General features: G+C 58.1%; 18 protein-coding genes. 11 read left to right on the forward strand and 7 right to left on the reverse strand.

The window, feature by feature from the left end; translation table 11 throughout:
- The first annotated feature begins 97 nt into the window (after positions 1-97).
- The 8 genes from ALP40_RS17380 (at position 98) to ALP40_RS17415 (ending at position 6,403) form a co-directional block, all read left to right on the forward strand.
- On the forward strand, positions 98-1,123 hold the full coding sequence (locus ALP40_RS17380; RefSeq protein WP_122209440.1) for an NAD(P)H-dependent glycerol-3-phosphate dehydrogenase: 1,026 nt from the start codon (positions 98-100) through the stop codon (positions 1,121-1,123).
- Between the two features lie 25 nt (positions 1,124-1,148).
- Positions 1,149-1,493, forward strand: a complete 345-nt coding sequence (locus tag ALP40_RS17385) for a DUF4389 domain-containing protein (RefSeq protein WP_122209441.1) — start codon at positions 1,149-1,151, stop codon at positions 1,491-1,493.
- The gene (sixA, locus tag ALP40_RS17390) at positions 1,490-1,945 is read left to right on the forward strand and encodes a phosphohistidine phosphatase SixA (protein WP_122209442.1); all 456 of its coding nucleotides are present in this window, start codon (positions 1,490-1,492) and stop codon (positions 1,943-1,945) included. The genes ALP40_RS17385 and sixA overlap by 4 nt, the downstream gene beginning before the upstream one ends.
- Before the next feature lie 68 nt (positions 1,946-2,013).
- Entirely contained in the window at positions 2,014-2,457 is a 444-nt protein-coding gene (locus tag ALP40_RS17395; protein ID WP_122209443.1) for a hotdog fold thioesterase, read from the forward strand.
- Positions 2,458-2,632: 175 nt separating this feature from the next.
- On the forward strand, positions 2,633-3,454 hold the full coding sequence (locus tag ALP40_RS17400) for an alpha/beta fold hydrolase (protein ID WP_122209444.1): 822 nt from the start codon (positions 2,633-2,635) through the stop codon (positions 3,452-3,454).
- Positions 3,451-4,305: an alpha/beta fold hydrolase gene (locus tag ALP40_RS17405; protein ID WP_122209445.1), complete on the forward strand. Its 855-nt coding sequence runs from the start codon at positions 3,451-3,453 to the stop codon at positions 4,303-4,305. The genes ALP40_RS17400 and ALP40_RS17405 overlap by 4 nt, the downstream gene beginning before the upstream one ends.
- 139 nt (positions 4,306-4,444) lie before the next feature.
- A complete protein-coding gene (locus ALP40_RS17410) occupies positions 4,445-5,263 on the forward strand; it encodes a DUF4892 domain-containing protein (protein ID WP_181115547.1) in 819 nt (272 codons plus the stop codon).
- A gap of 90 nt (positions 5,264-5,353) precedes the next feature.
- Positions 5,354-6,403 carry an AI-2E family transporter gene (locus ALP40_RS17415; protein ID WP_122209447.1) on the forward strand — a complete coding sequence of 350 codons (1,050 nt, stop codon included), beginning with the start codon at positions 5,354-5,356 and terminating at the stop codon, positions 6,401-6,403.
- Between the two features lie 56 nt (positions 6,404-6,459).
- On the opposite strand, the gene ALP40_RS17420 is transcribed toward ALP40_RS17415, so the two are convergent.
- Positions 6,460-7,515 (reverse strand): cell wall metabolism sensor histidine kinase WalK, encoded by a 1,056-nt coding sequence (locus ALP40_RS17420; RefSeq protein WP_122209448.1) that lies wholly within the window; start codon positions 7,513-7,515, stop codon positions 6,460-6,462.
- A 10-nt stretch (positions 7,516-7,525) separates the two neighbouring features.
- Positions 7,526-8,275, reverse strand: coding sequence for a response regulator (locus tag ALP40_RS17425; protein ID WP_122209449.1), 750 nt, complete (start codon positions 8,273-8,275; stop codon positions 7,526-7,528).
- A gap of 293 nt (positions 8,276-8,568) precedes the next feature.
- On the opposite strand from ALP40_RS17425, the gene ALP40_RS17430 reads away from it, so the two are divergent.
- From ALP40_RS17430 to ALP40_RS17440, 3 genes are all read left to right on the forward strand, one after another.
- The gene (locus ALP40_RS17430; protein WP_259640722.1) at positions 8,569-10,572 is read left to right on the forward strand and encodes a hypothetical protein; all 2,004 of its coding nucleotides are present in this window, start codon (positions 8,569-8,571) and stop codon (positions 10,570-10,572) included.
- 205 nt (positions 10,573-10,777) lie between these two features.
- On the forward strand, positions 10,778-12,955 hold the full coding sequence (locus ALP40_RS17435; protein ID WP_122209450.1) for an autotransporter outer membrane beta-barrel domain-containing protein: 2,178 nt from the start codon (positions 10,778-10,780) through the stop codon (positions 12,953-12,955).
- 2 nt (positions 12,956-12,957) lie between these two features.
- Positions 12,958-14,547: a hypothetical protein gene (locus ALP40_RS17440; RefSeq protein WP_259640723.1), complete on the forward strand. Its 1,590-nt coding sequence runs from the start codon at positions 12,958-12,960 to the stop codon at positions 14,545-14,547.
- A gap of 26 nt (positions 14,548-14,573) precedes the next feature.
- Here ALP40_RS17440 and ALP40_RS17445 read toward each other — a convergent pair whose 3' ends face one another.
- The 5 genes from ALP40_RS17445 to ALP40_RS17465 all read right to left on the reverse strand — a co-directional run bounded on the left by ALP40_RS17445 (position 14,574) and on the right by ALP40_RS17465 (position 25,267).
- Positions 14,574-15,710 carry a fimbrial protein gene (locus tag ALP40_RS17445; RefSeq protein WP_122209452.1) on the reverse strand — a complete coding sequence of 379 codons (1,137 nt, stop codon included), beginning with the start codon at positions 15,708-15,710 and terminating at the stop codon, positions 14,574-14,576.
- 47 nt (positions 15,711-15,757) lie between these two features.
- Positions 15,758-18,271 (reverse strand): fimbria/pilus outer membrane usher protein, encoded by a 2,514-nt coding sequence (locus tag ALP40_RS17450; RefSeq protein ID WP_122209453.1) that lies wholly within the window; start codon positions 18,269-18,271, stop codon positions 15,758-15,760.
- A 31-nt stretch (positions 18,272-18,302) separates the two neighbouring features.
- Positions 18,303-19,058, reverse strand: a complete 756-nt coding sequence (locus ALP40_RS17455; protein WP_122209454.1) for a molecular chaperone — start codon at positions 19,056-19,058, stop codon at positions 18,303-18,305.
- A gap of 105 nt (positions 19,059-19,163) precedes the next feature.
- Entirely contained in the window at positions 19,164-19,715 is a 552-nt protein-coding gene (locus ALP40_RS17460) for a fimbrial protein (RefSeq protein ID WP_122209455.1), read from the reverse strand.
- Between the two features lie 335 nt (positions 19,716-20,050).
- Complete coding sequence (locus tag ALP40_RS17465) at positions 20,051-25,267, reverse strand: RHS repeat-associated core domain-containing protein (protein ID WP_259640724.1); 5,217 nt, start codon at positions 25,265-25,267, stop codon at positions 20,051-20,053.
- Between the last annotated feature and the right edge of the window lies 1 nt (position 25,268).

Consider the following 25,268-nt stretch of genomic DNA (forward strand, 5'->3'; position numbering starts at 1 on the left):
AAATCAACGCGCCACGAAGGCGTTTGTCGCTGGCCGACGGCGTGACGCTCCGTATAATGCCGACATCGCCAGTCAGTGGCCCAGGATGGATGTATTTATGACCACGCAACAGCCTGTAGCGGTTCTTGGTGGCGGCAGCTTCGGCACGGCCATCGCCAATCTTCTGGCCGAAAACGGCCATCAGGTTCGTCAATGGATGCGTGATCCCGAGCAGGCAGAGGCCATTCGCGTCAATCGTGAAAACCCCCGCTATCTCAAGGGCATCAAGGTTCGACCGGAAGTCGAGCCGGTGACTGATCTTGCCGCGACGCTTGAAGGCAGTGAACTGATCTTCGTCGCCCTGCCATCGAGCGCGCTTCGCAGCGTGTTGTCGCCCCACATCGAGCACTTGAACGGCAAGATGCTGGTCAGCCTGACCAAGGGGATCGAAGCAAAGTCCTTCAAGCTGATGAGCCAGATCCTCGAAGAGATCGTGCCGCAGGCGCGTATCGGTGTGCTGTCCGGTCCCAATCTGGCGCGCGAGATCGCCGAACATGCGCTGACCGCCACGGTGGTCGCCAGCGAAGATGACGCGTTGTGCCAGCAGGTGCAGGCTGCGCTGCATGGCCGCACGTTCCGCGTTTATGCCAGCGCCGACCGGTTCGGTGTGGAGCTGGGCGGAGCCTTGAAGAACGTCTACGCGATCATTGCCGGCATGGCGGTGGCGCTGGAAATGGGCGAGAACACCAAGAGCATGTTGATCACCCGTGCGCTGGCCGAGATGACCCGCTTTGCGGTGGCCCAAGGTGCCAACCCGATGACCTTTCTGGGGCTGGCTGGCGTGGGCGATCTGATTGTCACCTGTTCATCGCCCAAGAGTCGCAATTATCAGGTCGGCTTTGCGCTGGGGCAGGGGCTGACCCTCGATGAGGCGGTCACCCGTCTGGGCGAAGTCGCAGAAGGCGTGAACACCCTCAAGGTGCTCAAGGTCAAAGCCCAGGAAGTTCAGGTATACATGCCGCTGGTCGCGGGCCTGCATGCCATTCTTTTCGAAGGCCGTACGCTCAATCAGGTTATCGAGGCGCTGATGCGCGCGGAGCCCAAGACAGACGTCGATTTCATTTCCATCACGGGCTTCAACTGACACCACCTCATCCAGGAGAAGGACCTTGAACGCGTCAAATATCCAGAAGAACGAATCCATCCTGCTGCGCATTGTCTGGATGCTGCTTTTCCTCATCGTCTGGCAGGTGGCTGAAGTGGTGCTGGCAGGTGTGGTGCTGGTGCAATTGGGCTATCGCCTGATCTACGGCGCGCCCAGCGCCAGCCTGATGAATTTTGGTGACAGCCTCAGTCAGTTCCTTGCCCAGATCGGGCGCTTCGGCACGTTCCATACCGATCAGAAACCCTGGCCGTTCGCTGACTGGCCATCGCCTCGTGTGCCGGATGGCGAAGCGGCGCATTACGTTGCACCCGCACCGCATCCGGTACGTGACGAGGAGCCTAAGCTATGAAGGTCTGGATCTTGCGCCACGGCGAAGCCCAATCACGAGCGCGCAGCGATGCCGAGCGCGAGCTGACCGCTCATGGTCGGGAAGAAGTACTCAAGAGCGCGGTCCATCTGATAGGCAAGCCGCTGCAGAAAATACTCGCCAGTCCTTATGTGCGTGCGCAGCAGACGGCGGGGCTGGTGCACCGGTTTCTGGGCTTCAGCGAAGAGATCATTACTGTCTCTTGGCTGACCCCCGACAGCGACCCGCGTCAGGTACTGGATCACCTCGAAGCGCTGGGTGCTAATGAGGTTTTGCTGGTCAGCCATCAGCCGCTGGTCGGCGCCCTGATCGGGTTGCTGGCCCACGGTAGTTATCAGGATGCCGAGCCGATGAGCACGGCAAGCCTTGCAGAGCTGGAAGGTGAGCACGTGCTTGCCGCCGGCATGAAACTCAACAGCGTTCGCCACGTTTGAGCGGGTCCGCACGTCGGACGCTCAGCCTGTAGAAAATAGCGTCACCCCACCATTAAAAAGGATTGAACATGAGTGTATGGCGTGTGACCCCTGACATCGAAGCCCTGATGAAGGCTCAGAAGAACACCATCGGTGAAGTGCTGGATATTCGTTTCGAGTCTTTTACAGACGATTCGCTGACGGCCAGCATGGCGGTCGATCAGCGTACTCACCAACCGTTCGGCCTGCTGCATGGCGGTGCATCGGTGGTGCTGGCTGAATCGCTGGGCTCGATGGCCAGTTACCTGTTGGTCGATTCGGAAAGGTTTTTCTGTGTGGGCCTGGAAGTGAATGCCAATCACCTGCGCGGTGTACGTTCCGGACGAGTGACCGGTGTCGTAAGGCCGGTGCATATCGGTCGCACCACCCATGTCTGGGATATCCGGATTACCACTGAAGAGGGCAAGCTGAGCTGTATCTCGCGCCTTACCGTTGCGGTCGTCCCTCATGGTCAGGAACCGCCGGTTCGTTGAATGAAACCCCTCGTTTAATGTGTTTGCTCAGAAGCTGTGACAGGTGACTCACTCCGGTCATGGCATTAACGCTGCCCGATGGCCGGAGTGACACCTTCGATGGCAGTTCCAATCGTTGCCGTAGGTCTGGCCCGGTGCGCACAATCGTGACTCGTTCGCCCTTGAGTGTCTCGGCATGCCCCAGTCCGTCTTCTTCGTCCACGCCAATGGCTTTCCTTCGGGCACTTACGGCAAGCTGTTCGCGGCGCTGGCCCCTGAGTACAGCGTTGCCCATCTGGAACAGCATGCCCATGACCCGCGATTTCCGGTAAACGATAACTGGCTGAATCTGGTCGATGAATTGGTCCACCATTTGCGTGAAGAAGCCGGTCCGGTGTGGGGCGTCGGGCATTCGCTGGGCGGGCTGCTGCACCTTCATGCGGCGCTGCGGTGTCCGGAGCTTTATCGGGGCGTAGTGATGCTGGATTCGCCTGTGCTGGGGCTGGCCGATCAGTTGTTCATCCGCGCGGCCAAACGCTTGGGGTTTATCGACCGCATCACACCCGCGGGTCGCACGCTGGGGCGCCGTGAGGCCTTTGCCGATCTGGAGTCGGCCCGAGCCTATTTCGCCAGTAAAACCCTGTTTCGCCGTTTCGATCCTGAATGCCTGGACGCCTACCTGCAACATGGTCTGAGGCCTGACGGCGGACAATTGCGTTTGCGCTTCGACCCCGCCACCGAAATCAGCATTTATCGCAGCATTCCGCACACCAGCCCCATGCCTTCACGCAGGCTCAAGGTGCCGCTGGCGATGGTGCGTGGCAAGCACAGCCGTGTAATCATGCCGCATCATGGCTATCTGGCCAGGCGCATGCGTGAAGGCGAGTACTTATCGATGCCGGGAGGGCACATGTTTCCACTGGAACGTCCGGACGAGACGGCGCAATTGCTCAAATCACTGTTCACTCGGTGGGACGCACGCAGCGCGCAGCGCAATGAGCGGCAGACTCTCGCATGACGTGTCCGGTCGAAGAGGTGCGCTTGAGCCTGGGACATATCGAGCTGGCGGCGCATCTGTTCGGTCCCGAGGACGGCATGCCGGTTATCGCGCTGCATGGATGGCTGGACAATGCCAACAGCTTCGCCCGACTTGCGCCGCATCTGAAAGGGTTGCGTATCGTGGCGCTGGATCTGGCAGGGCACGGTCATTCCGATCATCGTCCGATAGGTGCTGGCTATACCTTCGCCGATTACGCGTTCGACGTACTGCAGGTGGCCGAACAGCTGGGTTGGCAACGTTTTGCGCTATTGGGGCATTCGTTGGGTGCGATCATTTCAGTGATGCTGGCAGGTGCGTTACCCGAACGTGTCACGCACCTGGCGTTGATCGACGGTCTGATTCCGTTGACGGGCGAGGCCGATTCTGCGGCTGAGCGTCTGGGGACGGCGTTGCAGGCGCAGTTGGCATTGCCTGGCAAGAAAAAGCCCGTTTATCAGGATCAGGATCGGGCGATTCAGGCCCGTATGCACGGCGTCGTAGCGGTCAGTCGCGAGGCGGCGGAGAGGCTGGCACAGCGTGGTCTGATGCCGGTTCCGGGCGGCTACACCTGGCGCAGCGACAGTCGGCTGACCTTGCCCTCGGCAACACGTCTGACCGAGCTGCAAGCGATGGCGTTCGTCAACCGTGTGCGCTGTCCGACGCAATTGATCATCGCCCAAGAGGGCATGCTGGCAAAAAAACGCGACGTACTTTCCAGCCTTCCATTCGAGATCGAAAGCCTGCCAGGAGGGCATCATCTGCATTTGAATGACGAGGAGGGCGCCTGCTCTGTTGCACGCTGTTTCAATCGCTTCTTCGCTGCTTCTTGACTTGAAGCCGGCAACTGCCGACGCTGAACGGGTTGAAACAGGAGTCAACCGTTATGGATCAACCTGCCGCCGTTCATGATCGCCCCAGTGGCCATCCTCTTCCGTTCATTTCACCGTCTGCCTGCCAATGAGAGCACTCATGCGTGTATCACGTGTTCCATTCGTCTTTCTGTTGGTGTCGATCTTCAGCCCGATGGTCGCCGCCGCCGATGTGCCGGGCAGCCAGGATCTTGAGATTCTGCCGCGTCTTACCGACACGGAGATCGTCGACTACCGTCCTCGCGCCGAACTCGAACGAATTTACCCAATGGGCTCGATCCGTAAGATAAGTGGACAGTTGCGGTTCGATGGGCAAGTCAGTGCGCGAGGCAACCTGACGTCAATTACCTATCAACTGCCTGCCGAACTCCCGTCCGACGATGCGTTCACCAGCGCTCGTGAGGCGTTGCAACAGCGGGGAGCCGAGTTGCTGTTCTGGTGTCAGGCACGGGACTGCGGCGAAAGTAGCCTGTGGGCCAACGAAGTGTTCGGCAACTCCAAGTTGTATGGCGCCGATGATCGACAGGCGTACCTGCTGTTGCGTCTTGCCGAGCCTCACGCTGAAACGCTGGTTGCGCTTTACAGCATCACCCGCGGCAATCGTCGCGCTTACCTGCATGTCGAGCAATTCGAAGCGGCGGCCCCGCTGGGCGATCTGCTGCCCACATCGGCCACCCTGCTGCGGCAGCTCAAGAGCACCGGCCGACTCGATCTGCCCCGACTCGGCGCAGAACCGCAAGATGCCTGGGTGACGCTGATTTCCCGAGGATTGAACCTCGACAGCACCCTGCGTGCCACGGTGTCGGGGGCCAGTGCGGCAGCCTGGCGCGATGCCCTGATCGCCAAAGGCGTGCGCGCGGCGCGACTCGAAACCGGGGGTTCCGATAAAAAGGGCCTGTCGATCGAAGTGATTCGCTAAGCGCCTGTCTGCCACAATGACGAATACGGCTGACGCCAGCCGTATTCGTCTTTATGCTCGCCACTTCCGATTCCGCTTCGTAGGCACCTCATGTTCAACAACGATCGCCTGCTGGTTCAGATCCTGCTTCTGGCACTGTTCGGTGCCTGCCTGTGGGTCATGGCACCGTTCTGGTCGGCACTGATCTGGGGCGCGGTGCTGGCATTCGCCAGTTGGCCGCTGATGCGCGTGCTGACACGCTGGTTCAAAGGTCGGGAGTCACTGGCTGCGCTGGTCATGAGCCTGTGCTGGCTGCTGTTGGTGGCCGCTCCGCTGGTCTGGCTGGGTTTCAATCTGGCGGACCATGTGCGCGACGCAACGGCCTTCGTCAAGGATGTGCAAGTCGATGGTTTGCCCGATCCACCCCTGTGGCTGGCGGGTATCCCGATCGTGGGAGAGCGCCTGGTAGGGTTCTGGACCACCATCGATCAGCAGGGTGCGGCGTTCATGACCACCGTCAAGCCTTACCTGGGGGAGGTGGGCAACTGGCTCCTGGCGCGCAGTGCGCAGATTGGCGGTGGCATTCTCGAACTCACCCTGAGCATCGTTTTTGCTTTCTTCTTCTACCGTGACGGCCCGCGTCTGGCCGCTTTCGTGCTCAGTTTGCTGGAGCGCCTGATCGGCGATCGCGCCCAGTATTATCTGGATCTGGTGGCCGGTACGGTTCAGCGAGTGGTCAATGGTGTGATTGGCACCGCAGCGGCACAAGCAGTTCTGGCACTGATCGGCTTCCTCATCGCCGGCATTCCGGGTGCGCTGGTGCTAGGTATCCTGACCTTCCTGTTCAGCCTGATCCCCATGGGGCCGCCGCTGGTCTGGCTGCCCGCCACCGCGTGGCTGGTCTGGCAGGGCGAGTACGGCATGGCGGTCTTTCTGGGGATCTGGGGCATGTTCATCATCAGTGGCGTGGATAACGTACTTAAGCCTTATCTGATCAGCCGCGGTGGCAACCTGCCGTTGGTGATCGTGCTACTGGGGGTGTTTGGCGGGCTGCTGGCGTTCGGTTTCATCGGCCTGTTCATAGGCCCGACGCTATTGGCGGTGGCTTACAGTCTGTTGACGGATTGGGTGGGCAGCGAGCGAGCACGTCGCGTTGAGTAGACCCTTCATACTGACGAAGAGCGTCGCAGGGTGAAACCTGCGACCGGCACAGTCTCTCAATGACGCGGCAGTTGCAGGATCGCCGTCAGGCCGCCGCCGGGTGTCTGTTCAAGGGTGAGTTCCCCGCCAATTCGCCTGGCCGCCTCGCGGGCGATAGTCATGCCCATACCCACACCCCCCGAATTACGATTGCGCGAACCTTCCAGTCGATAGAAAGGTTCGAACACGCTTTCAAACAGCTCTGGCGCTATGCCGGGGCCGTGATCGACGACTGACACCCTGACCCGATTAACTCCGTCTTCAATCACGATTCGGGCGCTGCCGGCATAGCGCAGCGCATTGTCGACCAGATTCTGCAGGCATGAGCGCAACGCCATAGGCTGAGTCTTGAGCGGTCTGCACTGGCCTTCATGCTGCACGTCTTCGCCGTTATCCTGGGCGTTTTCAGCCTGTGATTCGATCAGCGCCTGCAAATCCAGCTGTTGCAGCAGTTCAGTCCTGCGGTGCTCGTTGAGGTACGCCAAGGTGGCATCGAGCATGTTGATCATGTCGTTCAGGTCCTGGGTCATCTGCCCGTGCAGCCTGGGTTCCTCGATTTGCTCGACACGCAGCTTGAGGCGCGAGAGGGGCGTACGCAGGTCGTGAGAGACCGCTGCCAGCATTCGCCCGCGTTGCTGCATCTGTTCGCGAAGGTTGTGCTGCATCAGGTTGAAGGTCTGTGCGGCCTGACGGGCTTCTCGCGGACCGGAGACTTCCAGCGCCGGGCTGTCGAGGTTCTCACTCAGGCGTTCGGCGGCTTCGCTCATGCGTTGAACGGGACGGCTCAGCGCTTTGGCACCGTACCAGGCCGCAATGATCAGCGTGATGAACTGGAAAAACAAAGGAACCGCAGGGCCGCCCAGCAGGGGTGGCCTTGGCGGTCTACGTGCCTCGTTTGGAACGATTGGGCTTTCTGGGCCTTGCTGTGCAACGGGCTCCGTAACGGGGGGCGGCGGCATCGGGTGCATGCCGTAATGCATGAACCACATGAACGCCAACAAATGCGCGAGCAGGATCGCCACGAGCGCACCCCCGAAGAGTCGGGCGAAGAGGGTGTCGAACTTGCGGATCAAACCAGGCTCCTCAACCCATATCCCGGGCGTCGAACAGATAGCCTTCGCCGCGCACGGTTTTGATCAATTGTGGGTTCTTGGGGTCATCGGCCAGCTTCTGACGAAGGCGCGACACCAGAAGGTCGATGCTGCGATCGAACGCCTCAATTGACCGGCCGCGGGCGGCGTCCAGTAATTGCTCACGGCTGAGTACCCGATGCGGACGTTCAAGAAAGACCCGCAGCAGGCGAAACTCCGCGTTTGACAGGGGGACGACCAGACCATCCGGTGCGATCAATTGGCGCAGAACGCTGTTCAGGCGCCACGTGTTGAAACGAATGGTGCTGCGCTGATCACTGCGTTCATCGCGTACCCGGCGCAGGATGGTCTGGATACGGGCGACCAGTTCGCGGGGTTCAAACGGCTTGGCCATGTAATCGTCGGCACCCAATTCCAGGCCGATGATGCGGTCAGTCGGTTCGCAACGAGCCGTCAGCATCAGGATTGGAATATCGGATGTGCTGCGCAGCCAGCGGCACAGCGACAGGCCGTCTTCACCGGGCAGCATCAAGTCCAGTACGACCACGTCGAAGGTTTCTTCAGTGAGAGCAAGGCGCATCTGCGCACCGTCCGTTACACCGCGTGCCTGGATATTGAAGCGCGTCAGGTAATCGCATAGCAATTCCCGGATGGCCACGTCGTCATCGACAATCAGGGCGCGGGTCGTCCAGCGCTGTTCAGTGTTCGACTCGTGGGCCGGGCTGTCGGTAAGTGCTTGCATAGGCCTGTGTTGTCTCGCGGGCTGACGGGGTGAACAGCTGACTGCCAGTATCGGATTGGCTGGCGCGGTGCGCGAGCATGTAGGCACGAAATGTCATGCGCATGTCATCAATGTATCAACTCGGACACATTTTTCCACGTCATCCCTGACGCGCCGATTTTGGGGGCTGTCAAGCTGGTAAATCCGAGAGTTGTTTGCGGGGCAGCGCAGGGTATCCACTGGAGAAAGGTGGCGCTCTCACGTTGCCGCCCTTAGATCATCCGTGTAATGCACACACATAGGAGATGTCAGTCATGGATTGGACCCCTAAAAAATCGGCGCAGGCGCGCTACACGTACATCACGCAGCGCAGGGTGCGCATGAGTAAAAGGGCCACGCAACTGGTACCGGCCACTGTAGTAGAAGCGATGGCAGGTGACGCCGATGGGCTACTTCCCATCACCGCGCTTGCTAACGATCTGGCCATCACAGTGCCTGACTGGCGTCTTACCAGTCCGCCGCCCGGCTTTACCGAGGAGCTTCATCTCGAATGGCGACCTGAGGGTGCCAACACCTATGTGAAACTTTCGACGGAGACCCTCACGACGCCTATCAAAGAGGAATTCCCTTTGCCGCGGGTGATTGAACGCAAGCACTTCTTGCAGACTGAAGGCACGTTCCAGTTCAGATACGGCGTGAAGTTATGGAGTTCGGGCGAGGTGGAATATTCCCAAGACCAGCCCATCACGGTAGACCGTACTCCACCTTATGGCCCGGTCGATCCGCCTGCGGTTGAGGATCCCGGACCGATCAATGACGCTGCGCTCGATGCCCAGGGCGGGGTATTTGTGACCGTGCCCGACTTTGAAGAGGAGAAAAAAGAGTTCGTAAAGGTTGTGGTCCTCTGGTCGAATACCATTCCGCCCGCCGATCAGCCCATCATTCCCGATGTGGAAATGCTTCTTCCCGCAGACCGAAGGGTATTGATCCCTCGCGAGCTGGTGGAGCGCTATGCCTCAGGAGACCATTACGTTGCCTACGAGCTGTTTGACAAGGCAGGAAATCGTAGTCGACCTTCCAGAGTGCGCACCGTTGCGGTGGCCAGAGGGCCCTTGCCTGCTGGCCTGAAACCTCCCGTCGTTCCACTGGCTGCGGATGGGCTCATTGACCTGGGCGATGCTCATTTGGGCGTCACCGTCGAGATTCCGGCATTCGAGGATTTTCATCCCGATGATGATGTTGTGGTCACTTGGGGGGCCACCCAATTGACACCCAAGCGGATCGGTGAGGGGGATAACCCGTTTCCTGTAGAGATTGTCGTCAGTTGGGATCATCTGAGCGCCGAATACACGGCTCCTGAAACCGCTCCTTTTACTTCGACGGTTCCGGTGACCTACACCGTCATGCGTGGCACAACGCCCTTTGCACTACCGGACGCTGATGCCATCGATGTGGATGTCAACCTGGCGTACTCAGGGCCTGTAAATCCGCACGAGCCGAATCCGGTCAATCCTGACCTTGAGCCGGTGATTGTCACCGGGGAATCAGGCGAAACAAACGAACTGACAGAAAACGACAAGGGTAAGGATGCGAAGGCCACCGTGACGCTCCACGCACCGACCCGATCAGGAGAGGTCATTACGCTGTACTGGAATGGCGTGGCCGTCACGAACACGGTAACGCTGACCGGTGCTGAGGTCGAGGGAGATAACATTGAGCTGACCATTGCGTGGGGTGAAATCGAAGCCGGTGGCTCCGGCAACATATCGGTTTATTACTCGATCACCCATCCCGATTTTATCAACCCGCAACAGTCCACGAACACCACGGTCGTTGTCGATGCTGTGCCAATCGTTCTGGCGGCCGCGACGTTTCCCGATGTGTCTGTTGTGAGCGGCACTGACATACTCAATTGCGAGTCTTTGCATAAACGCAGCAGTGATGAAGCGATAGGCTATCGAGTCAGTATTCCAGCCTCTGAGTATTTAGTTGCGGGTGATGAAATTGCGTTGAAATGGGTATTAAAAGACAGCGATGCTATAACCGATGTTGCCGGAACGCTGTTGACGGCGACAATGACTATTGATGCAGATGCACACACTAACGGCATGCAATGGTTTGTTGAACCTTACAGCACCTACATCTTGCCGGTGCATGAAGGCTCCGAGGGCGGGTGGGGTTACGCCCAAGTGATTTATACGCTCACTGTTGGCGATAAGGCCGTGGATTCACAGTTCATCAATACGCTCGTCGCTATTCAGGACCTGGAAGGCGAAGAGGGCACCTGCGCTATAACTTCTCTGCGGGAAATTCCCTGATGGTTATAGCGTAATTCAAGGTGATTTCCCGTTATTCCGACGGAGTGTTATGCAAGTAACGTGTTTAGTGTAGGAAGAGTCCTACACTAAACACGGATCCGTCTGATAGAAGATGATGGAGTGTCTGGCTAATCTCGGCGCCCTTTCGTTGGTCGCAGGTTCACGTGAAAACGAACCCGCCGTTTGCAGTATGGAGATGCCCTGGATGAACACGTGTCCCGCTCGTAGTCGCTCGTTTTTTTTCACACTTAAACCGTTGATGCTTGCCCCGTTATTGTTATCGGGCAATGAGGTCTTCGCTGAAACCATCAGCACCGACAGATCTATCAACGGGGCCACACCTATCACCGATTATCGGGTTATCAATGGGGCCACACTTACGGCCAATGGTGCCTCCACGCTCAAGGTAAATGTCGAGCAGGGGTCAGACCTGAAGCTTAATGGCTCAAGCGTAGCCGGCACCGGATCAGGCGTGGCGTTGCTCAATTCCACCGCCAGCATTGTCGGCAGTTCGATCACCGGTACAACAGTGGGATTATCGTTAGGCAAGGTCAGCACGGTGCCCGGCGGTTCCAGCGCCACCGTTCAGGACAGTACGATCAGTGCCGGGCTGATCGGTGTTCAAGTCGGCACCTTCGCGGATTTCACTGCGCGCAATTCCCAGATCAGCGGCAACACCGTTGGCCTGCAGATGGGCAATGGATCGGCGACGCTCTACGGCGGTACGCTCAGCGGTGGCAATGGCGTGGGCATCAACCCGGGCAGTGACTTGTCCGTGGCCAATAAGCTGGTGCTTGACGGTGTGACGGTGCAAGGCACAACCGGTGCGGCCCTTCTGGTGGGCGATTACGGCCTTCCTTCCACTGCCGCCGAGATCTATGTGAACAACGGCACCACATTGCAGGGTTCGAATGGCGTTTTGCTAGACGTCATCGGCAATGCGGCTGCCAACATGACGGTGGACAATAGCCAGTTGACCGGAGACGTTGTGGCGCAACAGGGGGCCACTGCCCATTTGGTTCTGCAGAATTCAGCTACCCTGACAGGCAACCTGAGCAATGTCGAGCGAGTGGACGTTGACAGCAGCGCGCAATGGATTCTGACTGGAGACGGCAGGGTGGATAACCTGGCCCTTGGAGGCGGTACGGTGCGTTTCGGCGGACCGGGTGAATTCCATGTATTGTCAGTAGACAATCTGTCGGGTAACGGCACTTTTGCGATGGAGGCCGATTTCGCTGAAGGCAAAAATGACTTTCTGGACGTCGCCGATAACGCCAGTGGCAATCACCAGTTGGCGGTGACCGCTAGCGGCGAAGACCCTTTGAGCGATACCCGTCTGCACATGGTGCATATCGGTGCAGGTGATGCGCAGTTCAGCCTGCTGGGCGGGCCGGTCGATCAGGGAACCTGGTCCTACGATTTGATGCGTGAAGGCAATGACTGGTATCTGGATGCGTCGACCAAGACCATCAGCCCGAGTACAAGCTCGGTCCTGGCCTTGTTCAATGCTGCGCCCACTGTCTGGTATGGAGAGCTGACCACGCTGCGCACACGCATGGGCGAATTGCGCAGTAATCCCGGCAACGCCGGAGGCTGGATGCGTGCTTACGGCAGCCGCTACGATGTCGAGCAAAGTGCGGGTGTCGGTTACAGGCAGTCCATGAGCGGTTTGAGCCTGGGAGCAGACGCGCCGCTGCCATTCGGTGACGGGCAGTGGCTGATAGGGGTGATGGCCGGTTACAGCAAGTCCGATCTGGATTTGCAACGTGGTACCACCGCAACGATCAATAGCTACTACGCAGGTGGCTATGCCACGTGGCTGGACCAACAGAGCGGTTATTACGTTGACGGCGTGGTGAAATTCAATCATTTGCGCAACAAGGCCGATGTCGCCATGAGTGATGGGCAGCAGTCCAACAGCGACTACGACACCAATGGACTGGGCGCTTCTCTGGAGTTCGGTCGTCACATCCGTCTGGCGAACGGTTATTTCATAGAACCCTTCGCTCAGGTGTCCGGCCTTGCTTTAGGCGGTGAGGATTATCAACTGTCCAACGGCATGCGCGCAGAAGGCGAGCGGACCGGATCGTTGCTGGCCAAGATGGGCGCAACGGCGGGGCGCAACTTCGATGTGGGCGACGGACGTGTTCTGCAGCCTTACGTGCGTGCTGCACTGGCTCATGAGTTCATGGATGAAAATGAAGTACAGGTCAATGACAACCGCTTCAATAACGACTTGTCAGGTTCACGTGGCGAGCTAGGCGCAGGGGTGGCGATGTCGGTATCGAAACAGTGGCAAATGCATGCCGATTTCGACTATAGCCGTGGTAATCGTATAGAGCAGCCGTGGGGGGCCAATATAGGGTTGCGTTATAGCTGGTAGCGATGATTGATAAAAAAAGGCCGTCATGGCCTTTTTTTATTCACCTACCTCGTAATTCTGACAGTGTCGTCATGCAGGACAGGGGCGTTAAATGGAGAGCGAGAGAAGGTAAAGGCTCCCGAACACGGAGTCTGCATGGAGCGTTCAGAATGACGAATATAGAAGCATCTCTGCCAAAACCTATAGTGACTGCGCTGCTGCCTGACAGCCCTGATTGGGATGAAACCAGCCTGTTACCTGTCAGCGCAACTGTTCAGGATTTGCCGGTAGAAGTTCCTGAATGGGAACACATCCCTATACCTGGCACCGAAACGTTGCTGACGTTGTATTGGACCACAGGAGTCAGCACGCATCTGATTGAGCATCGAGCGTTTGAAAGTGACAGCTATCCTGTGATTTCCCCAGAACAGCGCTTGTTTCAGGTGCCGAGTACCTACCTGGTTCAAGGTACTCATCAGGTCTGGTACGAACTGAAAACCACCAATAACAATGATCTCTCCAGTTCCGAAAAGCAGTTCGTCACGGTCGATCTAAAACCGCCCATTACCGCTGTCGTGATTGACCGGCTGAAATTCGATACGCGGACTGTCACGGAGCAATACCTGAATGATCACAGCCATCAGGTGATTGCAGAAGTCCCTGTGTACGAGGATTTCAAACCAGGCGATGTCATTTCCTGGTATTGGACGACCGATCCGTTGACCGTGCAGCCTGGCGACGAAGTGGACCATCGGGTTTTGTCACGCGGTGACAGTCAGCCGCTGTCGGTGGTGTATCCGGGCAGTCTTATCATCGCCAGCGGAGATGGGCAACGCTATGCCTTCTACAGACTCACCGACAGGGCAGGCAATGCCAGCGCGTATTCGCAGTCGGAGGTGCTTGAGGTGTGTGCCCAGCCCGTTCCACGGGTCCTGCCATCACCGCAGATCAGTGAAACATCCGGATCGAGTTCCAGCACGCTCAACCCCTTGAATGCGTTGAATGGTGTCCATGTGGTCATACCTGAAACTGCCGTCATCTTTCCCGGCGAAACGGTCTCCGTTCAGTGGGGGGAGCCTGGCACCCCGGGGGCTTATCGCACAGAGCCGGCAGACTCAAGAACGTTCGCCATCCCTTCCACGCAAGTTGCCCAGCATTTCGGCAAGTCGATCCCGGTTTACTACGAGGTGTTCGAAAGCGGCGTCGAACCCCCTCATGCCTCAAGCAGGCACACATTGAGCGTATCGAAAATCACCGGTTTTCCCGTCGTGCAATGCGACAAAGTGCAAGGTGGTCACCTGAGTATCAAAACGGTTGCGGATGGCGGCTACGCGTTCTTTACCCTCCAAAGCTGGCCATTCATGGCCATTGGTCAATACATCAACATTGAGGTACGCGGGGTAAACAATGACAACGAGTTGCTCGTGGTCGATGTCGTGCAAGAGTACCGGGTGCCCCAGGTAGCGCAGCAGATTGAGACTGGCAATATTGCCAAGGCTCAGTTGCAACGCTTCAAGCTCAACAGTCAGCTTGAGGTCAGGGTCAGGGTGAGCTTCGATGTAAAACTCACCTGGCAGGTATTTCCCTCTCTGCGTCCGACACTATCAGCCTGACAGTAACCGCGCTTGAAGCTAAAGGGCTATTGATACGTCATGGTGAAACTCAACGCCCCTTTAGCCAGACCTGGCCGAATCGCGCTGCTGGCATCGGTCTGGTAGAAGCGGGCGTGAAAGTTCATCACGGTAGTGCCCGGACTGACCTTCAGCAACGGGACCTCAGCTTGCAGCTCAACCGGCGTCACGCCATCTGCCTTGAGAACCTGAATGCCCACACCTTGGGCGGTAGAGTCGCTGGTCAGGCTGAAAACTCCGCTGTTGGTCGGCCCTACCGGTACTGAACCCTGGACGCCGTCGAGCTGGATGTGGGTGGTCGCGACGAAGCCTGTGTCAGGATCGGGGTCGGTCTCGCAGTTGCTCAGAGCGATACTGAAAGGCACCGGTGTCGTGGTAAAGCCTGGACCCGTGAAGTCAGCGCTGTCCCATTCCCCTAGCTGCACAGGATCCGCGCTTACCGCGTCAGCGCCGACGCTGCATTGGGCCTGGTGGATGGTGCCTGTCATGCCAAAACGTATGATCCTCCCCAATGTCGTTACACTGCCACTCCACAGTTCGTTACCATTCAGCAATTGTGGGCCGGGTGGAATGGGCCCGGTCTTTACCAGCGTGACCTGGTTTCTCAGGTGCAGCATTCTTATTGCCGAGATCATGATCCGGTGATCGTTGACGCCCAGGTAGGGCACTGTGGGGGGTCCGTCCACAGGGATAAAACAGTTGGTGCATGCAGTGCCGGGAGGGGGGGCAAATGGAATGCCCAGCTTGATCCGCGCGCCGACCCCAGGAATATTGGTTTGCAATATCTTGCCGGTCACGTCTTCCCCATTGATCGGGTCTAGCATACCCGCGAAGACGGGCACCGTTGCGACTGCGCGAAATTCAAGCAGTGCGGTGCCGTCATTGCTGCATGCCGCCTCCAGCCCGGCCAGATCGCTTGTAGTCGCGTTCATGTCGACGGTGCCGATCACCGATCCGATCTTTGCGTCTCGCGGCACATAAAGCGCGCCGATATCGCGACGAAAGTCTTTAAGGCCCGGGCTTGTCCGCCAATAACAATCATTGGACGGCTCTTGTTCACTCTCATTGGCCATCGCAATGCTGACAGGGCTGACACAGAGGGCTAGCAGCAGGCTGGAGGCCATACAGTAATAGGCAGTGTTCATTGGGTTTTCCTGATGGGGACTAGGGCGCGAGCGCGTCCTTGCTGCTGTCATGGGATGCAGTTCAAATTTTGTGATCGATAACCTTTGGCCAACGGCATGCTGGCCGGGTCGATGCGCAGGCGGCATCGGGGCTCGGGTTGGCTGCCCCATCGCACATCGAGTGTCTGCGGTTGCATGCCGGTGGACAGTAGAATCTGTCCGCCCTGTCCTGCGATGGCCATGAGGTTTCCGTACTCATCGCTGATCTGGGCACCGAACGGCAGCGGTTGGCCATCGCTGGCGTGGGCGTTGATGATCAGTCGAGTAACCTCTCGCGCCGTAAAGGTGGTCTTGACCACTGCGCCACGGGCCGGCACGACCTGAGCGCTGCCGTTGTCGATTTCCACTTCAGGCCCGAGTTGGTCGGTCTGCAGCGCGATCTGGTTGTAACGATAAGGGCGCAGATAGGGCACAAGCGCGTAACCACGCTCGTTTGTTCTGACCCCGATCGCATTGAGGATGCCGACGCCTGGCGTATGTGGCACCTCAACCAGTGCAAGGGTGTCGCCAAGGCTGGTTCCCAATTCAATGCCATCGGCGTGCAGCAGCACGGCGCCGCTGGCGTTGACCGATGTGCTGCGGTAATTGCTGCCTTGGGTTATCCCGGCGCCGATACTGCTGAAGGGGGCCTGATAGCTGGCCGCAAATCCTGCGCTTTGCTGGCGGCCATCGTCGCTGCTCAGGCTGGTACGGTAACTGAGGCGATTGTCGTCGAGGCTGCCGCTCAGGCTGGCGCGTTGGTGATGGCGATCGCCGTTTTTCTGCAGGTCGAAGGTGGCATTGCTTGAATGCCCGATGTCCAGCGGCATCGACACACTGAGCCCCACCTGGAGGTCGCTGCCACGGGTGCGTGTGTCGCTAAGCGACTGTGAGGCGTAGAAGTTGTAGGTGACGTTGGCATAGCGGGTATTGGCGTTGAACTGGAACTGACGTTGTTCCTGATTGATGCCCCAATAGTTTTGCCGGGACAGCGTCAGGCTGACGCTGCTGCGGTTCCCTATTCGTTGATGCAGGGAGGCCTCGAGTCGGATGCGACGGCTGCCTTTGAACAATGTGCTGTCACTGCGCTGCCGCAGGGTTTCGTCAAAGTCCCGGTAACCCTGGGTGGAATAGCGATAACCGGCGAAGCGCAGATGGGTCTGGGACGCAAACGCCTTGCCGTATTTGACGGCATAACTCAGGCCTTGCACGCTTGGCTGGCCAGGCTTGTCGATCTGCGCATCCGAGTGCGTGACGTCGAACGCCAGCGCGCCCAGCCCTGCCATGTCTCTGGATATCCCCAGCGCGGTGGCGCGATAAATGTCGCTGGTCATCAGGCCGCCGTAAAGCGTCGAGTTCCAGCCGGTACCCATTGCCAGCGTACCTTGCCATAACCAGGGTTGTTCAAGTGCATTGAGACCGTTGTAGCGACCCATTGCGGCGCTGTACTTCCAGGTGCCTTCGCGCAAGAGGTTGCCCAGCGCGGAGTAAGGCTGGGTAAAGCGCCGCACCTGGCCATCGGCTTCGGTCAGCACGACTTCCAGTTCGCCACTGCCTGCGGTGGTCAGGTCATCGATAGCGTAGGGGCCAGCGCTGACGTAAGTTGAATAAATCGGAAAACCGTTCTGCAGCACTTCCAGCTTGGCCCTGCTTTGCGCCACCCCGCGGATCACCGGTGCGTAGCCTTGCAGGGCATCGGGGAGCATTTCCTGGTCGGTATTGATCAGCGCGCCCTTGATCGGCAGGCTCAAAAAAACGTCACCGCCGGTGTGCGTTTCGCCAATCGTCAGGTTTGCGTGAGTGCCAGGAATATCGCGTTGGGCATAGGCGTAGGCCGTCGTCCATTCGCGCGCGCCCTCTTCATCGTGGCGTACGCTTTGATTGCTGCGCAGTCGCCATTTCCCCAGGTTGATGCCACTGTTGAGGTACAGGTCGGCACTGTTGCGTCGGCCGGTTTCAGTGCTGAAATTTTGCTGTGCCGAGGCCTGATAACTGAAAAATGCCGCGTTGATACCGTAGTCCCACAGGGCCGGATCGACCTGGCCTCCCTTATCGCGGCGCATGGCGACCTGTGGGATGGATATCGAGAGTTGCAACTTGCCACCGTCGAAATCGATCAGCGATCCGGGGACACGTTTGAGCAGATCGATGCACGATTCAGTGAGCGATGCCGGATCGGCGAGACTTTCAAGGCGCAGCCCCATCTGCTCAAGTAGTCCGCCGGAGAGGCAGGGCAGCAGGCGTTCGCCTTGCGGGTCGGCTTCGAAATTTAGCGCTTGCCGACCGAAGTAGCGTTTGTTGATCTGAATCTCTACCCAGTGCCTGCCGGGTGCAAGGTCTTGCATGCTGGCCAGCGTGTCGAGTGCCTGTCCTGCCGCATGGCTGGAATAACCGGGTCCCTGACGCAGAAAACCGGACTGGAAGGGGGTGGCCGCCAGTGTGTGGACCGGGTCCAGAATAAAAGCGCCGCTGCCACACACCAGCAGCGAACGCATAAAACGCAGGCGCACCGGTATGAGCCCGGATTCAGGTAATAGGGTCATGGTCAATGTCCTGAGATGAATCGACGCTGTCTTACGGGATCAGCCTGGCCGGGAGGGTCACGGGCGTGCTGTAGCCGCCGTAGTCATTGATGGTGGAAAACACCACCTGCATGTCTGAGGATGCGTGCAAGCCGTCGAGTTCGTAGGTCCGAGAGGTCATCGGCTCGAGCATGGCGGCCTGTTTGATCTTCTCTGTCTTGCCGCCTGCGCAGACGTCAAGGCGGATGAACGACACGTGAAAGGGGGTCGGATTGGTTCCGGTCAGGAGTGTCTTGCCTGAAACCCGTTTGACCGACCACTGAAGATCCTTCAAGCGCGCAGTAGGGTTGTCGGTCAACCGGGCAGGGCGATAGAACAGTTTGAGACGTGTACGCAGGGCGATATTCAGCACGTTGCTTTGCGTGCTGTCCGCTTGGGGAATTTCCTGCACATTGAAATAGAACAGGGATTCGCGGTCGTCAGGCAGGTCGTTGGGCAACCCGTTGATCTGCACTTGCTGTTCCTTGCCGGGATTGAGGCGAAACAGGGTGGGTGTGGGCGCGAACGGTACGATGGTGGTGGCGTCGTCTGCCGACGTGTTAACCCAGGTCTGAACAGCAAACGGTCTGTCGCTGGGGTTTGAAATAATGACCGAGGTGCTGCGTTTGTCGCTGGCAAACACTACGCGAGTCGCATTGACGGTCAGTGCCGCCTGAGCTGCGGGCAGGCAGGCGGTCTGCATGAACATAGCCATGCAGATGCCGCGTGCAGGCTTGATAAAGGCCTGCTTGCAGATAATGCCGAACATGAGGATTTACCTTGTACATCCAGGCCCTGGAAGGCCTGGATGTATTGACGATGCTGTTAGTGCTCGGCGCGTGGGCCATCACACATCAAGCGAAAGGGGTGTGTATCAATTAATGGCCACGACAAACTGCACGTCTGCCGAAGCAGTACCGGCAGTGACAGTGGCTGAGGTCGATCGGTAGTAGGCGTTGAAAACCATATCGGTTACGCCATCCTTGATCAGTGGATACGGCGCGGACTCTGCGCCAGGCGCTATGGGCTCGCCAGTGTGGTCTTTGATGACGATTGCAACGCCCTTGGCGCCATCTGCAGTCGGTGTAACCGCGAAGTAGCTTTCGGTGCTGTCGGCAACGCCGTTGAAAGTGACTTTCGCAACGTCGTCAGTGCCGGTCAGGTTACAGGAGCCCTTGTCGTTCAAACGCAGGGCGAAGCTTTTACCGCTGTATTCCTGTCCGACGCCGGTAAAGCGGGATGCGTCGACAGAGCCCATTTTCACCAGATTGCCGATTGCGCCATCACCCGGGTTGACGACTTCGATAGGGCACGTGCTGCTGGTAATCATGCCTTCGAAGTTGATAGTGCCCGTATTCGCCAACGCAGAGGTGTTCGCCAGTGCAGCAGCCAAGGCAAGGCCCAGGGCAGAGAAAGTTGTTTTCACGATAAATACCTGAGAGTGGTTCAAAAGTTGCGGAATATGGATGTAACTATTGATGCGGTTTTATTGCTGGGTTTGTGTTAGCTGTCATGACGGGGCGGGAGTTTAGTGTGAAGAGTCTTGGAATTACAGGTGCGTTCTCCACAGGATTTATGACTGAGTTTGTAGGAAATTTCCTATATGTTTATTAATGCATTCATACGGACATGGCTTTTGGTTTTGGTATTTTTTTGAGGGATGACTTTTATCGGATAGCCAAGACCATCCCGTCGTTAAAGAACAACGGAAAGCAGCCAAGCGCCGATGCGGCAGCATCTTTACTTGGCTGATAGACGTACTCAGGAGCGCATGAATCTAGCCTCCTGCATAACAATATTTTCCAACATCGGTGATCGCCCATTGGCCGGGGCGGCCGCCTCAAGAGCCTGTTTGACAGTGCCGCCATTTGCGATTCTTTGGGTTGCCAGCCTCAGCTCATCCAGTTCTCCCGTGATCGCAGCCTGTCGTGGCGGTTGTGGCCTAAGATTCGCTCTGGCGCTCAATAAGCTGTTCGGGTCGATAGTGGGCCTTGCAGTGGCATTTGCCATGGAAGGTTTTGGGCTCGCCACAGGAGCACCCAAGGAAGAACCGGGTGGCGAGGCCGCTGAGGACCCTGATGGCGAAGGGGTTCGAGCGGGTGCTGCAGAGGTCGACTGAGATACGCTGGCCCTTGATCCCGATCTGCCTGGCGATGTGATGCCAGATGAAGGCTCGCGTACTTTTCCGGAAAAAATCAGGTTTCGCACCCCCATATTGGTTCCAGGCTTATTCAGTGCGCGCGCCGCTGCTGAGACTAAACCCGATCCCACGCCAACGCCCAAAGCAGCAAATCCTGTCCACATGGCAATGGTTCCGGCTGTTTGATCGCCATTCGCCGCGGAGACGGCCGATGCAGCGGTTGAGGCCGCCGTGAGTGCTGTCGTTGCAACCAGAGCGACAGTTGCAGAGGTCGTGGTGGCCATTCCTACACCAATCATCGGTATTGAGACCGGTGCCGATAGGCCGAATGTCATTGCCAGTGACACTACTCCCGTTACCGTAAAGAACGCACCGACAGCCACGCCTATCCAGTTCAGGAATCCGCCACCGCCGCCAGCCGAAGGGGGATACAACTGACCTTCATCCGGCCGCCGCAGGCGACCGCTTTGAACACTGGCGTCATGCCCCGTGGGATCACGCAGGGCGATCGGGTTACCCAGGCAATAGGTATACGGGTTGACGCCACCCGCCTCGAAAGGGCTTAGAGAGTCGGGACTGTGAAAGCGCATAAGGGCGGGGTTGTAGGCCCGGTAGCCCTTGCCCAGCAGATACCAGCCGCTGGCGGCATCGCGGACTTCTCCGTTGAAGCCAAGCGTGGTACGCAGTTGCTCATCGCTATAACGGTTCCCGTAGGCGCTGTACACCGTTGTTCTTGCGACGTCTTGCCGGCATTCGCCCAGCACGCTGTTGTTCGAGTCGGTAAACAGGAGCAGCGTTTCGTCTTGGTTTCCCTCGCACTGCTGTCCCAACGATTGCTCGCCCAGATACAGGTAGTGAGTGCGCCGATCATCCTGAACGCTGCTGCTCAGCTGTTGATCCTGATAAAAACGCAGGGTCTCGCTTTCATGGCCGTGTCGCAAGGCCACCAGATGATCATGGCTGTCATAACGGTATTCACTGAGCGACTGACCGTCGGTGTCCAGAACATTCAGCAGGCGGTTCTGGCTGTCGTAGCGCAACGTCTGGCCTTGCTCGTCATTGAGCTGGTTGCCGTTTTTGTCATAGCTGAACGTGGTGGTCGGGCTGTCTGTCGTTCTGGGCGGCATGTAGGTAACGGTCACTAACTGGCAAGGATCGTCGCTGGCGTAGCCGAAGATAGCCCGCTCAACCGTTTCGTCGGCAAAGGTGGTGGTAACCAGCCTGATATTGTCCAGCGCATCGAAGTTGAACAACTGACGGACGATTTCCCGTGGCTCGGTGTTGGTGGGGCTGTGGGGTTCTCTGGGCAGCAGGCTGCCCGAGCATTCATGCACGGTCAGTCGTCCGCGAGAGTCATAGGTGAAATGTTCCAGCAACAGGCTTTCACTTTCCTGGTGCAGATGCCGGCTTTCCAGTAATCCGTCGGCTTGCCAGACCTGTTCAAGTATGCGTTCGGGTTGTTGGTCAAGCGCCTGGGCTCTGAGCGTTTCCCGGCCCTGATGGTCATACTTGAAACGGGTTGCCAGGGTCGTCCCTGCGCTCAGGTCATGAGTCAGCACATGGCGGGCTCGGCTCAAGCCGTCGTACTCGATCGACACCTGCAGCATGCCCTGTTCGATACCGTCGACTCTGCCAAGGCTGTCGTAGTGGAACAGGGTATCAAAACCTACAGTGTTGTCCGCTTCAAATTCTGTGCGTTTGAGCGGGCGCCCTTGACGGGATGTCTGGTAGCACGATCTCCAGGATCTGCCCTGGTTGTCGATCCAGCTTTGCGCCTTCAGTCGATTGAGCACGTCGTAATCGTAGGTCCGCGTGCCTTGAACATTGTGGGCCCGGGTCAGGCGTGCGCTTTTGGGGTCGTAATCGTATTCAGCGCTTTCATCCGGTGCGACGCTGGTAAGCGCTTGATCAGTGAGGGCCGGGTTGTAGGAAAAGGTGATCGCGTCTCCTTTGGCGGTCGTTCGGGTCTTGACTTGTTTCTGGTCGTCTTCATACGCGTACAGCTCTACACGTGGACCGACAGTACTGCGGGTCAGTCGCTGCAAACCGTCGAAGACCTGTTCGCCTGCGAGGGTTCTGGTGGTGCCGTCGCTGTGAACCACTTCAAGCACCGTCGCCAGTTCGGCGCCACTGTGCGCGGCGTAACCACGGTGGACCACGCTCTCGTCGGGCAGCGTGGTAGCCGTCATGCGCGACCAGGCGTCGTAGCTGAACCGCGTGGTATAGCTGGATTCGTCGGTCTGACAGGTGCAGCGGCCCAGCCCGTCGTACCGAAAAGACTTCGTGCCCAGCACCTGGCCGCTGCCGCTCAGGCTGCGGATTTGGTCAGGTTTGCCAAACGGGTTCAACCAGCTCTCGCTGCTGTCGCTGATCTCTGGTGTTTCACCGTCGCTTTGCACCCAGCTACGTTGAATCGCACCGTTGTATGCGTCGTTGCCGATAGGGTCGAAATGCTGATGGGTCTGCACACCGTCGTCACCGGTCACCGTGCATTGCTGATTCCAGTCGTCATAGGCGAAGCGACGTGTCAGCACCAGCGGTTGATCATCCAGGTAGTCGTAGGCGGTTTCCCGTTCCACGTTGTTCCAGGTGCTGTATTGGGCTGCGTAGATTTGAAGGGGGACCGTTGGGTCGTCGGCACGGATGTGATCCTGCTCTTCGTAGATCACTCGACCCAACCCGTCCATGCGGCTGCGGGTCATGACCTGGCGGGCATTGATCGTGATCTGTTCCGCCTGTTCTCCTGCATTTGCGCAGAGGACGTATTGATAGTGTCGACTCGCCTCGAAAGGCGTGCCGGGGACGACGACTTCCCGGATCAACCGGTTGAGCGCGTCGAACGCGTAGCGGGTTTCCACCCCGTGGGCCTGGGTGACCAGTTCCTGCCCGGTAAGGGGTGAAAGCTGGCGCACCGCAACGCTGTCCACGCTGTCGACGTCAGTGCTCAGCCGTTGGGTGACTTGCTGCACCGGTATACCCAGCTGCGGACTGTCCAGGGTGGTGTAGTCGTAGTCGGTATGGGTCGAGTGACCGTTCATGCGTAAGGTTTCACGCTCGACACGGCCATGTAAAAAAGGCTGTTCAGGCCGATTGAAATGCGTCAGGCGGGTCTGCTGCAGCTCCACCTCGTTACCTGCGCCATCGGCGTTAATCTGCACCAGGGTTTCGGTTGCAGGCACGATCCAGTCGGGCATCCCGCGATTATTGTCCAGTGGCGGCAAGGCCGTGTAGCGGTAGTGGGTGGAGAGGATCGGTGCGCCGCCTTCGGTCGAGGGTGCCGGGACGATGGTTCTGGTCCGCAACTGGCCGACAAATCCTTCCGCGTCTGGCGGGCAGTCACCCTCGATTCCCTCGGCGGGATACCAGGTACTGGTTTCAACGATGCCGTCGGCACGGGCGTACACCAGCAGATTGCCGTGGCTGTCATAGGTGTTGCTGACCGTTTCACTGCGTACGCGTCCAGGCTCGTTCAAGACCTCCCATCGGGTTCTGATTTCCCTCGGCAGTTGGCAGTAGTTGGGCTGCCTGGAGAACGGCACGCCTTCTTCAATGGCGTAAAGCGTCTCGACGGTCTGCCGGTGTTCGTTCTGGGTGGTAACCTCCATTGTCTGTAAGTGGAATCGATTAAACGTGCGCTCGATACTGCGCACCGGCTTGTCGTCGACCCAAAGGCTCTCGGTACAGACATAGTCATAGGGCTCAAGGTACTTGAAGAGGTTGTCCAGACCATTGTCTTCCCAATTGATGCTAAGGCCCGCGCCCAGAAAATTGCGTGAGCGCTGAAGGCTGTCCTTATAGGTGTAGCGGACGTCGACCTTTGGCTGGGAAAAGCCGGGATCGACGATATGCCGAGTCACCCTTGGCAAGGGCTGGCGTTGGGCGCTGACCGGGAACTCATGGCCGCTGTCCTGGTAGTAAACGTCTTCCTGGCTACCTGTCGGTGTCTTGACGTGCTTGATGCACAGGTGGTTGTTGTTCTCCAAACCATATTCGAACCGCCATGACGCTTTGTTTTCGGTGGGCAGCGTGATCCGGGAAACACGCTTGTCACTGCCTGACAGGTACATGACGAACTGCGCCATTGGTCCGCCTTGGGATCCGGCTTCGGGGTGCAGCGTGATGTCGACACTCAGGCTGTTGCGCACGATGCTCAGCAGTTTCCGGTCTTGATCGTCCTGAACCGATTCAAGCCGGTACTGAGTGCTGTCGAACGGTTTGTGAGTGAGCCAGAGGCTATGGCCGGAGGGCGCAATGATCTGTACTGGCCAGGCCATACGCTTATTGCCGCTGCTGTGTACTTCAAGGATTTCTGTAAGGCCTGACTTATGCACCACTTGAAAGGTGGTTTCGTCCAGCTTGTAGAAATGAAAGGTGTCGAGTTTTTTCTCCGACATCGTCAGTCGACCGGCACGCGTATGGGTGATCCGGGTCGTACATTTTGTGTAGCGAGTCCGCGTTTTGTGGCTGCGCTTGTCGTGGCCAGTCTGTTTGCAGGAACGGGTGCGTTTCGTGTATCGGGTCCGCAACGTGCGCTTGATGAGTCGAGTGCCCCCGGTTCCATCGATACGGAACGTCTCGCCCGTGTTCAGGGACAGGATATGAGTGCCGGGGTTGTAGTGCGACAGTTGCAGGCTCCAGCCCATGCCATAGCCGCTGTCCAGCGTGTTGAGAGGGCTGTAGGAGAGCCTGGGATTGATTCCAGGCCCCAGTAGATCATTGCCTTTCAGTTCGGGCAGATTGATCGACACGTTGTAAAGCCCGGTACGCGGATCGACACCGCTTTTCAGGCAGCTCATGAAGTTGAGCGCATTGGAGTGTACGGAGGTGGAAGCGGTCATG

The sequence above is a fragment of the Pseudomonas viridiflava genome, from assembly GCF_003702045.1.
Lineage (GTDB): Bacteria > Pseudomonadota > Gammaproteobacteria > Pseudomonadales > Pseudomonadaceae > Aquipseudomonas > Aquipseudomonas viridiflava_C.